The organism is Nocardioides sp. WS12, assembly GCF_014108865.1.
In the GTDB taxonomy this organism is placed as follows: domain Bacteria; phylum Actinomycetota; class Actinomycetes; order Propionibacteriales; family Nocardioidaceae; genus Nocardioides.
Window position 1 is genome coordinate 3392242 of sequence record NZ_CP053928.1, and the last position, 13808, is coordinate 3406049.

General features: G+C 69.0%; 16 protein-coding genes. All 16 read right to left on the bottom strand.

Features of this window, described 5'->3' with window-relative positions; all coding sequences use genetic code 11:
* Nucleotides 1-22: 22 nt before the first annotated feature.
* The 16 genes from HRC28_RS16570 to HRC28_RS16645 all read right to left on the bottom strand — a co-directional run bounded on the left by HRC28_RS16570 (nt 23) and on the right by HRC28_RS16645 (nt 13807).
* Nucleotides 23-541, bottom strand: coding sequence for an adenine phosphoribosyltransferase (locus tag HRC28_RS16570; RefSeq protein ID WP_202033429.1), 519 nt, complete (start codon nt 539-541; stop codon nt 23-25).
* Between the two features lie 44 nt (nt 542-585).
* On the bottom strand, nt 586-1860 hold the full coding sequence (secF, locus tag HRC28_RS16575) for a protein translocase subunit SecF (RefSeq protein ID WP_182376562.1): 1275 nt from the start codon (nt 1858-1860) through the stop codon (nt 586-588).
* Nucleotides 1860-3629: a protein translocase subunit SecD gene (secD, locus tag HRC28_RS16580; protein ID WP_182376563.1), complete on the bottom strand. Its 1770-nt coding sequence runs from the start codon at nt 3627-3629 to the stop codon at nt 1860-1862. The genes secF and secD overlap by 1 nt, the downstream gene beginning before the upstream one ends.
* 1 nt (nt 3630) lies before the next feature.
* Nucleotides 3631-4008, bottom strand: coding sequence for a preprotein translocase subunit YajC (gene yajC, locus HRC28_RS16585; protein WP_182376564.1), 378 nt, complete (start codon nt 4006-4008; stop codon nt 3631-3633).
* 141 nt (nt 4009-4149) lie between these two features.
* Nucleotides 4150-5229 (bottom strand): Holliday junction branch migration DNA helicase RuvB, encoded by a 1080-nt coding sequence (gene ruvB, locus HRC28_RS16590; RefSeq protein WP_182376565.1) that lies wholly within the window; start codon nt 5227-5229, stop codon nt 4150-4152.
* Between the two features lie 4 nt (nt 5230-5233).
* Nucleotides 5234-5836, bottom strand: a complete 603-nt coding sequence (ruvA, locus tag HRC28_RS16595; protein ID WP_182376566.1) for a Holliday junction branch migration protein RuvA — start codon at nt 5834-5836, stop codon at nt 5234-5236.
* On the bottom strand, nt 5833-6381 hold the full coding sequence (gene ruvC / locus HRC28_RS16600; protein WP_182376567.1) for a crossover junction endodeoxyribonuclease RuvC: 549 nt from the start codon (nt 6379-6381) through the stop codon (nt 5833-5835). Before ruvC ends, ruvA begins: the two co-directional genes overlap by 4 nt.
* Nucleotides 6382-6467: 86 nt before the next feature.
* A complete protein-coding gene (locus HRC28_RS16605) occupies nt 6468-7235 on the bottom strand; it encodes a YebC/PmpR family DNA-binding transcriptional regulator (RefSeq protein ID WP_182376568.1) in 768 nt (255 codons plus the stop codon).
* A gap of 44 nt (nt 7236-7279) precedes the next feature.
* A complete protein-coding gene (gene pdxT / locus HRC28_RS16610; protein WP_182376569.1) occupies nt 7280-7855 on the bottom strand; it encodes a pyridoxal 5'-phosphate synthase glutaminase subunit PdxT in 576 nt (191 codons plus the stop codon).
* Between the two features lie 9 nt (nt 7856-7864).
* Nucleotides 7865-8683, bottom strand: coding sequence for a hypothetical protein (locus HRC28_RS16615; RefSeq protein WP_182376570.1), 819 nt, complete (start codon nt 8681-8683; stop codon nt 7865-7867).
* Nucleotides 8680-10080, bottom strand: coding sequence for a LamG-like jellyroll fold domain-containing protein (locus HRC28_RS16620; RefSeq protein WP_182376571.1), 1401 nt, complete (start codon nt 10078-10080; stop codon nt 8680-8682). The genes HRC28_RS16615 and HRC28_RS16620 overlap by 4 nt, the downstream gene beginning before the upstream one ends.
* The gene (locus HRC28_RS16625) at nt 10077-10772 is read right to left on the bottom strand and encodes a hypothetical protein (RefSeq protein WP_182376572.1); all 696 of its coding nucleotides are present in this window, start codon (nt 10770-10772) and stop codon (nt 10077-10079) included. The genes HRC28_RS16620 and HRC28_RS16625 overlap by 4 nt, the downstream gene beginning before the upstream one ends.
* Nucleotide 10773: 1 nt before the next feature.
* The gene (locus HRC28_RS16630; RefSeq protein WP_182376573.1) at nt 10774-11457 is read right to left on the bottom strand and encodes a hypothetical protein; all 684 of its coding nucleotides are present in this window, start codon (nt 11455-11457) and stop codon (nt 10774-10776) included.
* A 73-nt stretch (nt 11458-11530) separates the two neighbouring features.
* Nucleotides 11531-12556 carry a signal peptidase I gene (locus HRC28_RS16635; RefSeq protein WP_182376574.1) on the bottom strand — a complete coding sequence of 342 codons (1026 nt, stop codon included), beginning with the start codon at nt 12554-12556 and terminating at the stop codon, nt 11531-11533.
* Nucleotides 12553-13152 carry a SipW-dependent-type signal peptide-containing protein gene (locus HRC28_RS16640; RefSeq protein ID WP_182376575.1) on the bottom strand — a complete coding sequence of 200 codons (600 nt, stop codon included), beginning with the start codon at nt 13150-13152 and terminating at the stop codon, nt 12553-12555. Before HRC28_RS16640 ends, HRC28_RS16635 begins: the two co-directional genes overlap by 4 nt.
* Complete coding sequence (locus HRC28_RS16645; RefSeq protein WP_182376576.1) at nt 13139-13807, bottom strand: LPXTG cell wall anchor domain-containing protein; 669 nt, start codon at nt 13805-13807, stop codon at nt 13139-13141. Before HRC28_RS16645 ends, HRC28_RS16640 begins: the two co-directional genes overlap by 14 nt.
* Between the last annotated feature and the right edge of the window lies 1 nt (nt 13808).

The following is a 13808-nucleotide window of genomic DNA, read 5'->3' on the forward strand; positions in this document are numbered from 1 at the left end:
TCATGCGTCCAGTGTATGGGTCTCAGACGGCCAGCAGTGCCGTCACGGGGAGGCTCCCCACCTGTGCCCGACCCGACAGGAATCCCAGCTCCATCAGCACGGCCAGACCGACCGACTCCGCCCCACACGCGGACACGAGCTCGCAGGTCGCGCGCGCGGTCCCACCGGTGGCGAGTACGTCGTCGATGAGCAGCACCCGGTCCCCCGGGGCCAGAGCATCCTGATGCAACTCGAGTACGGCGGCGCCGTACTCCAGTTCGTAGGAGACCTGGTGTGTCGCGGCCGGCAGCTTGCCCGCCTTGCGGACCGGCACGAAGCCGACGCCGAGGGCCAGGGCGACCGGGGCGGCGAGAATGAAACCGCGCGCCTCCATGCCAATGACCTTGTCGACGTTCGGCAGTCCGTCAGGACCGCGGCCGGCACCGGCCAGGGCATCGACCACAGCGGCGAACCCGTGCGGGTCCGCCAGCAGCGGAGTGATGTCCTTGAACAGGATCCCCGGCTCGGGGAAGTCCGGGACATCACGCACCAGGCGCGTCAACGCGTCGGTTGCGCGCGCTCCCGCACTCTCCCCCACTGGCGTCGTTACTTCTTGCCGCGCTTCGAGCGCGACTTGCGAACCGGCTGCTTGCGACCGGAGGCTCCGCTCTCGCTGACCGGACGCGTGGCGGTCGGAACGATCCGGCCCTTGCCCACAGCACCCTGGGTCTGCGGTCGCGACGCCTTCGGCGTCTCGGCGCTGCCCGGTTCGTCGTGGACCTCGCGGAGTTCGTCCGGCTCCTCGACACCTTCGGCGTTGCTCACGGCCCGGCCGCCGACGACAGCTGTCTCGTCCTTGAACACGGGCACCGCGGCGTACTTGTCGGCCAGGGCACGCTGCTTGGCCTTCGCGCGACGCGCCTGGAGCTGCACCTCGGTCTCCTGCATCTTCAGGTGCACCAGCACGCGAGGCGCGAGCATCACCGAGGAGTAGACACCGATCGCCATACCGACGAACTGGGCGAGAGCCAGGTCCTGGAGCGAGCTCGCACCCAACTGGACGGCGCTGACGTACAGGATCGCGCCGATCGGGATGAGCGCCACGATCGAGGTGTTGATCGACCGGACCAGCGTCTGGTTGACCGCGAGGTTCGCCGCGTCGGAGTACGACTGCGTCTTCTTGCGGAGTTGGTGGGTGTTCTCCTTGATCTTGTCGAACACCACGACCGTGTCGTAGAGCGAGAAGCCGAGGATGGCGAGCACACCAGTGACCGCTGCCGGAGTGACCTGGAAGCCGGACAGCGCATAGACACCGACCGTCAGCACGACGTCGTGGACCAGCGCGACGAACGCCGCGACGGACATCCGCCACTCGCGGAAGTACGCCCAGATGAACAGGACCACGAGGATCAGGAAGATCACGACGCCGATGGCAGCGCGCTCGGCGACTTCCTGGCCCCAGCTGGGACCGATGTCCTGGATGGACAGGTCGCCCTCGGTGACGTCGGGGTACTTGTCGTGGATGAGTTCCGACATCTCGGTGCGCTGCTGCTCGCTGAGGTTCTCCACCTGAACGGTCAGCGCCGAGTTGCCCTCGGTGGTGACCGTCGGGTTCTCGGCGTTCTCGATACCGGAACCTGCGACCGCCTCCTGCAGCGCGTCGGCAGCGTCCTGCGTCGCGTTGCCGGATCCGACCGGGACCGAGAGCGTCGTACCGCCGGTGAACTCGACACCCATGTTGAGGGGCTTGAGGAACAGCACGGCCACGGCGACGCCCACCAGGACGATCGAGACGGCGTACCAGAGCCAGGGCTTGCCGACGAAGTTGAAGGACTTGCGACCCTGGTAGAGGTCGTTGCCCAGTCGGGACATCTTGCCCATCAGGCCTTACCCCCCACGGTCGCAACCTTGCGGTCGGGCGTGACATCCATACCGAGCGTCTCCTTGCTGAGACCCGACAGCTTGTGTCCGGAGTTGAAGGCCTTGAACTGGGCGAGCCAGGACACCAGCGGCTTGGTGAACCAGAAGAGCACCGCGAGGTCGATCAACGTGGTCAGTCCGAGCGCGAAACCGAAGCCCTTCACCGCGCCGCTGGCGAAGACGTAGAGCACAAAGGCGGACAGCAACTGCACCGTGTTGGCCGCGACCCGGGTGACGCGGGCTCGCGCCCATCCGGTCTCGACAGCAACCCGCATCGACTTGCCCTCACGCATCTCGTCACGGATACGTTCGAAGAAGATGACGAACGAGTCCGCGGTGATGCCGACGGCGATGATCAGACCGGCGATACCGGGAAGGGTCAGCGTGAAGCCGGCCGTCTCACTGAGCAGCAGCACCATGGCGTAGGTGACGCCGGCTGCGACGAAGAGCGAGCTCACGACCACCAGGCCGAGGCCGCGGTAGTAGAAGAGGCAGTACAGCATCACCAGCACGAGGCCGATGGCACCGGCCAGCATGCCGGCGTTGAGCTGGTTGCCCGCGAGGGAGGGCCCGATCTCCTCGACCGAGGTCTGCTCGTCGTCGAAGAGGATCGGCAGCGCGCCGAACTTGAGGCTGTTGGCCAGGTCGAGCGCGCTCTGCTCGGTGAAATTGCCCTCGATCTGCGAGCGGCCATCGGTGATGACGCTGTTCATGACCGGGTCGGTCAGGACCAGGCTGTCGAGGACGACGGCGAACTGCTCGTCGGTACCGGCGAAGGCACGCGACACCGCTTCGAAGTCGGTCGAGGCGCCGGCGGAGCCCTTGGGCAAGGCCTTCTTCTTGTCGTTGCCCATCTCGATGGCCACGACCCAGCCGACACCGTTCTGGGGCGTCGTCGCACTGGCGTCGTCGAGTTCGGTGCCTTCGACGACCGAGCGGCCGAGGAGGTACTTGATCGACTGGCCGTCCTCCGGCTGCGAGCAGGCAACGATCGGCTCGTCCCAGACATCCGGCAGGTCCGCGGGCTTGCCGTCGAGGGTGAGCAGCACACCCTTGGTGTCGCAGGTGTAGTTGTTGTACGCCGCAGTGGCTTCCGCGTCAGGAGCGCGGGACCACGCGATGTCGTCCTTGACGGTCCACTTCTCACCATCGCCACCCGGGTCGGTCGCGGTGGGAGCGGTCGGCGTCGCGCTCGGGTCGGCGGACGGGTCCGCACTCGGGTCGGCCGAGGGATCGGCCGTGCCGGTCGCGGTGTCCGTCGCCGTCGGCGTCGGCGTCGGCTCCTCGTCGGCTCCCAGGGACAGCGGGGCACGGCCCAAGCCACCAGGGAGACCGCTGGCCTGCGCACACGGGCCGCTCTGGTTGCGCTCGGAGCACGCAACGAGGCGGAACCGGAGCTGCGCCTGCCGCTTGACGGTCTCCTCGAGCTGCGCGCGGTTGGTCGTCTTGCCGGGGACCTCGACGACGATGTTCTTGCCGCCCTGCGTGGTCACGGCCGCCTCGGCAACACCGGAGCCGTTGACACGCTGGTCGATGATCCGGCGGGCCTCTTCGAGGTTCTCGCTGCTCGGCGCCTTCTCGGCGGTCAGCGTGATCCGGGTACCGCCCTGGAGGTCGAGACCCAGGGTGGGCTTCCAGCTCCCGGCGAGCGCCACCAGTCCGTAACAGACGGCGAGGCCGAGGAAGAAGATGATGAGGGTGCGTCCGGGGCGGGGGCGACGGGCTGCCATGTCAGCGGTCCTCGTTGTCGGTGGGTACGGCGTCGTCGGCTTCGGCGGTCGACGGGTCGACCTCGTTGGCCTCGTCGGGGTCGGTCGCCTGCTCGGCGTCGTCCGCGGCGTCGTGAGCGGTGTCGACCCTCAGCGAGGCAACCGCGCCACGCACGATGTGGATGACCACGCCGGGCGCGATCTCCACCTCGAGGTGATCATCGGCAGCACCGACGATGGTCGCGAAGACACCGGACGTCAGGATCACGTCGTCACCGACGGACAGGGCTGCGTGCAGCGCACTGACCTCTCGCTGGCGTCGCGCCGCTGGACGGATGATCAGCAGCCAGAAGACCACCGCAATCGCGGCAATCCACAGCCAGGGGTAGAGCTCCTTCACCGACAAACCTCTCCAGCACGCGCGGTTAAGCCACCGCTCAGGACGAGTGGAGGCGGGCCGACGGGCAAGTGTAGCCACGGACCCTCGGGCATCGAGGATCGGTGGCGCACCCGGGTGTTGCGGCGCCGTCGCGCTGCAACATCACTCCTCGAAGAGCGTCGGCGCCGTACTGTCCGGCACAGCCACCGGCGGGCTGAGTCCGAGGTGGATCCACGCTGCGGGAGTCGCGATCCGGCCGCGTGGCGTGCGGGCCAGGAAGCCGTTGCGCACCAGGAAGGGTTCGGCCACCTCTTCCACCGTTTCCCGCTCCTCGCCAACAGCGACCGCAAGCGTCGAGACGCCGACCGGTCCCCCACCGAAGCGTCGACACAACACGTCGAGAACGCCCCGGTCGAGCCGGTCGAGTCCCAACGAGTCCACCTCGTAGAGGTCGAGTGCGGCCTGCGCGACCTCGTGCGTGACCACGCCGTCCGCCCGGACCTGGGCGAAGTCCCGCACCCGGCGCAGCAAGCGGTTGGCGATCCGGGGCGTGCCACGGGAGCGGCCGGCGATCTCGGCGGATCCTTCGGGTGTCAGGTCGACGCCCAGCAGACCCGCCGAGCGGTGGACGATGAGATCGAGGTCGTGGGCTTCGTAGAACTCCAGGTGCGCGGTGAAGCCGAAGCGGTCTCGCAACGGGCCGGGCAGCAGGCCTGCTCGGGTGGTGGCGCCGACCAGCGTGAAAGGCGGGATCTCGAGCGGGATCGCAGTCGCCCCGGGCCCCTTGCCGATGATCACGTCGACACGGAAGTCCTCCATGGCGAGGTAGAGCATCTCCTCGGCCGGTCGTGACATCCGGTGGATCTCGTCGACGAACAGGACGTCACCCTCGTTGAGCCCGGACAGGATCGACGCCAGGTCGCCCGCGTGAGTGATCGCCGGACCGCTGGTGATCCGGAGCGGGGTGCTCATCTCGTGCGCAATGATCATGGCGAGCGTGGTCTTGCCGAGTCCCGGCGGACCGGACAGCAGCACGTGGTCGGGGGCTCTCCCCCGCTGTCGAGCAGCCTCGAGCACCAGGCCGAGCTGGTCGCGGACCCGCACCTGCCCGACGACCTCGTCCAGGCTCCGCGGACGCAGCGCCGCCTCGACCGCGCGTTCGTCGCCCTCGGCCTCGGCCGCGGTCAGCGAACGGAGATGGACCTCCTCGGCAGCCTCGAGCTCGTCCTCGTGGAACGGCATGCCGTCAGGCCTTCGACAGCGCGCGGAGAGCGGCACGGAGCAGGGCGCCGACATCCGGGCCGAGGTCTCCCCCGGCCTGGTCGGCGACGGCGTCGACCGCCTTCTCTGCGTCACGGGTGTTGTAGCCCAGGCCGATCAGACCCTGGTGGACCTGGTCGCGCCACGGGGCCGAGCCGGTCGTCGTGCCCGCGCCGGCGGGGCCGGTCGGTGCACCGATCCGGTCCTTCAGTTCGAGAATGATGCGCTGGGCGCCCTTCTGGCCGATGCCGGGCACCTTGGTCAGCGTCTTGACGTCCTCGGTCGCGATGGCGGTGCGGACGCCGTCGGGCGACAGGACCGCGATGATCGACTGCGCGACCTTCGGCCCGACACCGGAGGCCGTCTGGACGAGCTCGAAGATCGTCTTCTCGTCCTCATCGGCGAAGCCGTAGAGGGTCAGGGAGTCCTCGCGGACGATCATGCTCGTCGGCAGCGTCGCCTGGCGACCGGTGCGCAGCTGGGCGAGGGTGCCCGGGGTGCACATCAACTCGAGGCCGACACCCCCGACCTCGACCACAGCACTGTTCAGCGTCAGGGCGGCAACTTCGCCGCGCACAAAGGCGATCATCGAACTCCTCCTGCGGCGGGGCGGCTCTGTCGAGCACCGGCAGCGGCGACGGCCGCGTCGAGCCGGGCCTGACTACCGCCGCGCCAGATGTGGGTGATGGCCAGCGCGAGGGCGTCGGCAGCATCGGCGGGCTTGGGCATCGCGTCGAGGCGAAGGATCCGGGTGACCATCGCGCCCACCTGTGCCTTGTCGGCACGACCGTTGCCGGACACCGCAGCCTTGACCTCGCTGGGCGTGTGGAGCGCGACCGGGAGACCGCGCCGGGCAGCACAGACCATCGCGATCCCGGCCGCCTGCGCCGTACCCATGATCGTGCTGACATCGGAACGGGCGAAGATCCGTTCGATCGCAACGGCGTCGGGCAGGTGCTCGTCGAGCCAGGCATCCACACCCCGCTCGATCGTGACCAGTCGTTCGGGAACGGCCAGCTGGGACGACGTACGGACCACACCCACGTCGACCAGCGACAGCGGACGGCCCACGGAGCCCTCGACCACGCCCATACCGCAGCGGGTCAGCCCCGGGTCGATCCCGAGCACGCGCACGTCGTCACCTCTCGTCCGAACAAGTGTTCGGACGCAACGTTAACGCGCTCGCACGACAGTTGTCGTGGTGACACGCCCGGTTTCGATCAGGCGTCGATCGCCTCGAGCACGTCGTCCGGGATGTCGGCGTTGGTGAAGACGTTCTGTACGTCGTCGAGGTCGTCGAGCACGTCGACCAACTTGAACACCTTGCCGGCGGCATCGGGGTCCGCGACGGGAATGTCCATCGACGCGACGAACAGCACGTCGGCCGACTCGTAGTCGATGCCTGCGTCCTGGAGCGAGGTGCGTACGGCGACGACGTCGCCCGGCTCGGACTGGATCTCGAAGCTCTCACCGTGGTCGTTCACGTCTTCGGCTCCGGCATCCAGGGTCGCCTCGAGGACGTCGTCCTCGGAAACCGACTTGCCTTCCTGGTCCTTCGACACGACGACCACGCCCTTGCGGGTGAACAGGCGCGAAACGGAGCCCGGGTCAGCCATGGTGCCGCCGTTGCGGGTGACCGCGGTGCGGACCTCCATCGCGGCGCGGTTGCGGTTGTCGGTCAGGCACTCGACGAGAAGGGCCACGCCCTGGGGTCCGTAGACCTCGTACATGATCGTCTCGTAGTTGACGCCGACACCATCGAGTCCGCCGCCACGCTTGACCGCGGAGTCGATGTTCTTGTTCGGGACCGACTGCTTCTTCGCCTTCTGGACGGCGTCGACGAGCGTGGGGTTGCCCGTCAGGTCAGGGCCGCCCATCTTGGCCGCGATCTCGATGTTCTTGATCAGCTTGGCGAACAACTTGCCGCGCTTGGCGTCGATGGCCGCCTTCTTGTGCTTCGTGGTTGCCCACTTGGAATGGCCCGACATTTCCGTCCCTCTTCCAGCTCTCTGCGAAACGACAACGGTGAAGTCTAGCCCTGCACGAGGTCGAGGAAGAGGCGGTGCACCCGACCGTCGCCATCGACCTCCGGGTGGAACGACGTGGCCATCAGGTGTCCCTGCCGTACGGCGACCGGGTGGCCGTGTGCCTCGGCGAGCACCTCGACGTCCGGGCCGGTCTGCTCCACCCACGGTGCACGGATGAAGACGGCGTGCACCGGCGCCGGAAGCCCGGCGAACGCCAGGTCCGCCTCGAAGGAGTCGACCTGGCGCCCGAAGGCGTTGCGTCGCACCGTCACGTCCAGGCCACCGATCGTCTCCTGGTCAGACGTCCCGCCCTCGATCCGGTCGGCCAACAGGATCATCCCGGCGCAGGTGCCGAACGTCGGCATGCCGGCCTTCACGCGTTCCCGCAGCGGATCGAGCAGTTCGAACGTGCGCGCCAGCTTCGCCATGGTGGTCGACTCCCCACCGGGCAGCACGAGGGCATCGCACTGGTCGAGCTCCCGGGGACGTCGTACCGGGAACGCGGCGGCGCCCAGCGCCGTCAGGGTCTGGATGTGTTCCCGGACGTCGCCCTGGAGGGCGAAGACTCCGATCGCTGGCACACCGAAAGCCTAGTGCGACTCTGCCGGCGCACCTTCGCGGGGCTGTTTGTCCGCGACAGTGCGAACTGCAGCGGGGGCCAGGCATCCGAGCACGAGCACGGCCCACCACCACGTCGGCACCGCTGGTTCGATGGTGACCTCCAGCCTTCCGTCCTCGTCCGGCTCGCGCACGACGACGGTGCCGACCTCGCCCGAGGACAGCAGGACACTCTCGCCTTCGCGGGTCGACAGCCGGACCGGCAACAGCCCGGTGCCGACGTAGGTGGCACGCGCCGTCGAACCGTCGGGCGCGAAGGCGATGCGCTCGGCACCGATCAGGGGGTGGTAGACGGCCACGGCAATGCTGACGGTGGTCGAGGCGAGCACCATCGTGACGGGCAGGCGCCAGTTCGGCGGCGCCGATGCGCGCGCCATCGCGACGACCGCCAGGCCACCCAGCAGCACCGGCGCCGCCACCACCAGCCACCCCACACCCCACCACGTCATCCGGACCTCGCCGACAATGTCCGCGGCGGTCAGCCGCCACGGGTCCGGACCGGGGATGTCGCCCTTGGTGGTGAACGAGCCGTCGTCGTACGTCGCCAGTACGCGGTGGCTGTAGAGCGCGTCGCTCCCGGGCGGGCGGAACGTGATGAAGTCACCTTCCACGAGGGTGTCGGTGTCGACCGGTGCGACCCACAACAGTGAACCCACCGGTGCGGCCGGTCCCATTGACGGAGACTCGACGTGGACCCACCGGCCGCCGTCGACCCGCCACGACACCAGCAGCGCCAGCAACGCCGTCACCGCCACGGCAGCGCCGATCCGCGCGCACCTCGTCACGCTCATCCGAGCAACACCGCCGTCGTCCACTCGAACAGCAACCGCCAGCTCGTCCCGGACAGGCTCGCCCGGTGTCCGAGCGCGGTGACCAGCTCCAGGCCAGCGACATCGGAGTCGTATCCCACAGGGACCCGGGAGTACGACGTGGTGAGGGTGTGGCCCGCTCCCCCGGCAGGCGCCGCGGCCGGACTGGCGGGCAGCCAGCCGGAGCTCGTCAAGGAGGTGATGGCCGTCGGCGTGAATGCCGACGTCGCGCCCAGGGTCCAACCCAGACGCACGTGCGTGCACGGGTTGCCACCGGTCACGTAGGGGATGGCGGGCGTGTACGTCGCCGTACGACCCTCGGCGAGCATCCAGACATGCTGGCCCCCGCTCAGGGCGGAGGCGTAGGCCGAGGCCGACGAGGCTCCCGCGAGCGAGGAGACAGTCCCGGCGGACAGGGCGGTCGTCGTACGGAAGACGCCCGACAGGGAGCCCGTGAAGTACGGCGTGGGATTGCCGAGGCCCACGAGTCCGGTGGTGTCAGTCCATCCGACATGCCACCACGCAGCCGATCCCGTGCCGACGAGAAGGGTCACGCCGAGCGCCGAGTCCGCGAGGGCACCATCGACGTAGAGCCGCAGGTCGGTCGTCAGGATGCTCCGGCCGACCGTCAGTGCGATGTGGTGCCACTGGCCGTCGCGGTAGTCGGTCCCCGCACCCGACGCGACCGTCAGGATCACGGGGATGATCAGGATCGGCACTCCGTCGAAGCGCGCCCGGACCCGCCCGGACGGATCGAGGTAGACGCTCGGATTGGCACCGGCGCTGGTGGTGTCGACCGGACTCGCGTTCAGCGACAGCAGGCCGCCTCCCGCGCTGCCGGGCGCGGCCTTGAACCACAGTCCGATCGAGTACGACGTCGAGGCCGCGGCCGCGGTCGTCGTCGAGGTCACGTCGGCGGCGTACTGCGTACTACCGTCGAAGGCCGCCGCGCTCGTCGTTCCCCACGTGTCGGCCACGTTGCGGGTCACCCGGTTGCGCGGAAGCAGGGGGTCACCGCCCGTCGTGGCGTTGGTGAAGGCCGCAGGTGCGCAGGACGTGACCTGGACCTGTTGGGTGAACGACCCGCCGCCCGTCGTCTGGTTGCTCAGTGTCGTGTCGAGCGTCTGCGCCGAGGACGAGGAGGCGGCGTTGGTGACGGGGCCGCCGGTGCATGCGGTGTCCGCAGGTCCGGTGCCGACGCAGGTGGTGCTGGCGTAGGTGTGCGTGAAGGCAAGGCGTCCGACCTTGACCGAGTTCGTGGTCGTCGCGACCTGCGCTGTGGTCCAACCGGCGCGGGTGACCTCGGCACCGAGGACCAGGATCGCCAGGGCGACCACCAGGGCGAGAAGCAGCGGCCCGAAGCGCGGCCGCCCTGTCATGACGCGAGGGTCCAGGTCAGCGGTTGGGAAGCAGTGACGTTCTGGCTCGCGATGCTCGCGGCGGCGTTGAGCGCGACGGTGAACCGACAGGTCCACTGGGCACCGGCGTTGAGTTCGGCCCCCGTCGCGGTGTGCGTCTTCGTCGCCGTCGGCGGCACGCCAGCGGCGTAGGCAAGGTCGACCCAGGCCGACCCGCCGGCGTACGTCGCGCCGGGCGAACAGGAGATCGCAACGGTCAGCTCACTGGCCGCCGTACAAAGGTTGGTGGCGGCGGGCGTTCCGCTACTGGCCGTCGGGGTCTGGCTGCAGGCACCCGGGGCCAACGCGAACGTCGCCGCATGAGCAGCGCCGATGTTGGAGAACGTGACGTCGACAGTGCGGGATCCACCGGGCATCAGGGTCGAGGTGGTGCCGCCGTAGGTGTTGATGCTGCTGCAGGTCGAGACATTGGTGATCTGGTCACTGGTGCGACACGTGCTGATGCCGTCGGTCTCCGAGAGGATGACCGCCTTGGCGGTGGCCACGGTGTTGGTGTCGTTGCCGACGACCGCACTGGTCCAGGACGCGAGGGCACCGGACGTGCCGAGCACGAGGACCGCTGCCGAGCAACCACCCGCGAGCCAGATGACTCCGACGCTGCGCCGGCGATCCGCGCGACGTCGCGGCCGTGGCGCGCGGTGGTCGGTCGCCACGTCACACCACGCTGATCCGCCAGACGAGGTCCTGCGCCACCGTCTGACCGCCGTAGTTCGCGGCGGTCGCAGCGGGCAGTGCCACGGTGAAGGTGCAGTCGACGGCGTCGCCGCTGGCGAGCCCGCCGGTGATGGTCTGTGCGCCGCTGAAGCTGCCGAGTGCGACGGCCGCCACCGAGAGGACGTTGGCCGCGGCCCCATCCGTGCAGGAGACCGCGACAGTCAACTGGCTGCAGAGGTCGTCGCCGGGCGCCGGCGCCTGACCGCTGTTGGTGCCGGAGTGGTACGTCGCGCCGCAGGAACCCGGCGTCAGCGTGAAGGTCGCCGCGTCGCCGCTGCCCGTGTTGGTCAGCGTCACGCTGGTCGAGATGGAGTCACCCGGCTCGAGTGCGGTCACACCCGTTGCGGCTGCCCCGTCGTCGCCGTACTTGTTGATGGTCGAGCAGGTGGCGGTGTTGCTCGCCGTCCCACTGGTCGTGCACGTCGTCGCGCCGGGACCGGTCTCCTCGAGGACGACGGACGTCGCGCTGTCGGCATGGTTGTCGTCGTTGCCCAGCACTGCTTCGGTCCAGCTCGACAGGGTGCCGCTGATACCGAGCGCCAACACCACCGCCGAGACGCCACCGGCAGCGACGAGCACGAAGCCGCGGCGCCGGCGTGGGTCACGGGGAAGGTCGGGGTTCATACCCCTTCCATCGGCCCGGCTGCACCAGTGCTGAGGACTTCGTCCCGCCCAGGCTCATGACCGGGCTACGAAGTCACGATGCTCCGCAGTACATCCACCAGTTGGGCCCGTTGGGACGCGGACCGGAATGGAGGAGCGTCAGTGTCGGTGATCCGACGTTGGAGTGGTCGCTGACGAGCCGTGTCCACACCTTGGCGTAGTAGCTGTCGTTGCCGCCACCGCCGGACACGATGCCGAACATCAGGTTGATGGGCGTCGGCGCAACCGCAGGGCCGATGGTGTTGGACGAGTAGAGAGTGCCACCCGGGCTGGTGCCCTTCCAGAGCTCCCAGTAGTACTCGTACTGCAGGCCCAGCGCCGGCCAGGTGAGCTTTGCTTCCTGCTTGTTCTGACCGCTGCCCTGCACCGAGGTACAGACGGGTTGCGCGTGGGTGACTGGGGCCGGTGTGGTCGCTGTGGTGGTGGCAGTCGCCGTGTCGGTCCAGTAGGCCGAGGTGAAGGCCCACGGCGCCAGGCCAGTGGCTCCGATGACCCCACCGAGCGCAACGGCCGAGACGAGCCCAGCGGGGACGAGGAGTCGAACGCGCGCAGGCGATGCACCCTGGGCACCGTTGGCATCGTCGCGCCGCGAGCCGAAGCCGATGAACAGCGCTGCCACGGCCACCAGCGCGGCGACCAACAGACCGAACGGGCTGGCTGCGGCGTTGACGAGGTAGCCAGCCAGGGGCACGCCGGCGACGACGCGGTCGGCGGTGCGGACGTTGTAGACCTCGGCGTCCGCGACATCGTTGGTGTCGCCCTTGAGGCGGAGCGTTGCCGACTCGCCGTTGTCCTGCAGCGCGACGATGCGGTGAGTCACCCGGTCGCCCTTGTTGTTGACGACGCTGACGACGTCACCGACCGCCAGGTCGGCAGCGGCGACCTGGCGGGCAATGCCGAGTGCGCCGGCGTCGTACGTCGGGCTCATCGACCCGGAGGCGAACACCAGCGGGGTCACGTTGAAGGCCCAGCCGGCGACGAGCGACAGCAGGCACAAGGAGCCGAGGGCACCGCCGATCCACAGCAGCGCCTCGCGGCCAATCTGAACGGTCCTGGTCATGAGTTCACCTGGGTCGCCGGGAAAGTGAAGGTGATCGCCGAGCTGGAACTCGGCGGGACGATCGCGGCGAGCGGCAGTGTGACCCGGACGCAGATGTTGTGGGCCTGCGTCGGCGCAAGGGTGGCGCCAGCCGCCTGGTCGAACGTGTTGATGGACGTGTTGGCACTGCCGAGCAGCGTGCCGCCGGTGCAGGTCGTGCCGTTGGAGGTCGCGCCGCGGTAGACCGACACCTCCAGTGCCGCGCCCAGTGCTCCCGGAGCGCTCGCCTTGATCCGGTAGGAGAAGGTCACCCCACCGCGGCTGTTGTTCGTCACCGGCAACACGGCGGACTTGCTGGTGCCGGGCGTGAGACCCGTCAGCACGAACGCGTTCCACGGGTACGACTCCGGACGCTGGCGGAAGTTGGACGCAAGGTCGACGTGCATCGTGCCGGAGTTGATCGTGGTTCCGGGCACCTGCTCCGTGTCGGTCCAGTACGCCGACGTGGCGACTGCTCCGATGCCGACGAGCATGCCTGCGGACAGCAGCGCCCGGGTCCGACCACGGCCGAACCAGCCGCGCCGGGCGGCGCGGTGCTTGAACTCATGCGTGTCCACGGGCGATCACCTCCCGACGCTGGCGTCGCGGGAGGACCAGTGCGAAGCCCGCACCGATCAGGCCGGCGGCGAGCCAGATCAGGCCGATGCCGAATCCGGACCCGGTGTCAGGAAGGATTCCGTCGTCCGCTCCCCCGACGTCACCGTCATCGTCGCCCTCGTCGACGCCGGCGATGTCACCGTCCTCAGCCATCGTGACCCGCACCTGGAACGGCGCAATCTGGTCCTGGTGGTCGATTGTCTCCGGATCGAAGGTGCCGCGGACCGTGATCCGGGTGCGCGCGCCTTCTGCGATGTCGAGCAACGCGGGGGCCAGCCGGGTGTTGCCGGCAAGCACCTCGACCCAGGGGCCGGTGCCGACGCGGGCCTCGAGCAGGAAGGCGTCCGAGGCGAGCAGTCCGTCCGGGTCCGTGGCAATGACGTCCACCGTCACCTCACCCGCGGAAGGTCCGTCATTGCGCACCAGGAACGACGCGTCGTCGGTGTCGCCGGGCGCCCACCGGAGGTCGTCATCGAACAGCGGAGCGGCCAACTGGTTGGCCCAGCTCACCCCATCGACGCTCAGTCCGACTTCGTCGTCCGCGTGCGCCGGCGCGGCCGTGGCACCGACAGCCAGGACGGCTGCGGCCACGAGCGGTGCGAGGCGACGGATCACG

Coding starts and splice junctions, on each gene's coding strand:
- secF (WP_182376562.1), bottom strand. CDS start 1,860: ATGGGCAAGATGTCCCGACTGGGCAACGACCTCTACCAGGGTCGCAAG.
- secD (WP_182376563.1), bottom strand. CDS start 3,629: ATGGCAGCCCGTCGCCCCCGCCCCGGACGCACCCTCATCATCTTCTTC.
- ruvB (WP_182376565.1), bottom strand. CDS start 5,229: ATGCCGTTCCACGAGGACGAGCTCGAGGCTGCCGAGGAGGTCCATCTC.
- ruvA (WP_182376566.1), bottom strand. CDS start 5,836: ATGATCGCCTTTGTGCGCGGCGAAGTTGCCGCCCTGACGCTGAACAGT.
- HRC28_RS16605 (WP_182376568.1), bottom strand. CDS start 7,235: ATGTCGGGCCATTCCAAGTGGGCAACCACGAAGCACAAGAAGGCGGCC.
- HRC28_RS16615 (WP_182376570.1), bottom strand. CDS start 8,683: ATGAGCGTGACGAGGTGCGCGCGGATCGGCGCTGCCGTGGCGGTGACG.
- HRC28_RS16620 (WP_182376571.1), bottom strand. CDS start 10,080: ATGACAGGGCGGCCGCGCTTCGGGCCGCTGCTTCTCGCCCTGGTGGTC.
- HRC28_RS16630 (WP_182376573.1), bottom strand. CDS start 11,457: ATGAACCCCGACCTTCCCCGTGACCCACGCCGGCGCCGCGGCTTCGTG.
- HRC28_RS16635 (WP_182376574.1), bottom strand. CDS start 12,556: ATGACCAGGACCGTTCAGATTGGCCGCGAGGCGCTGCTGTGGATCGGC.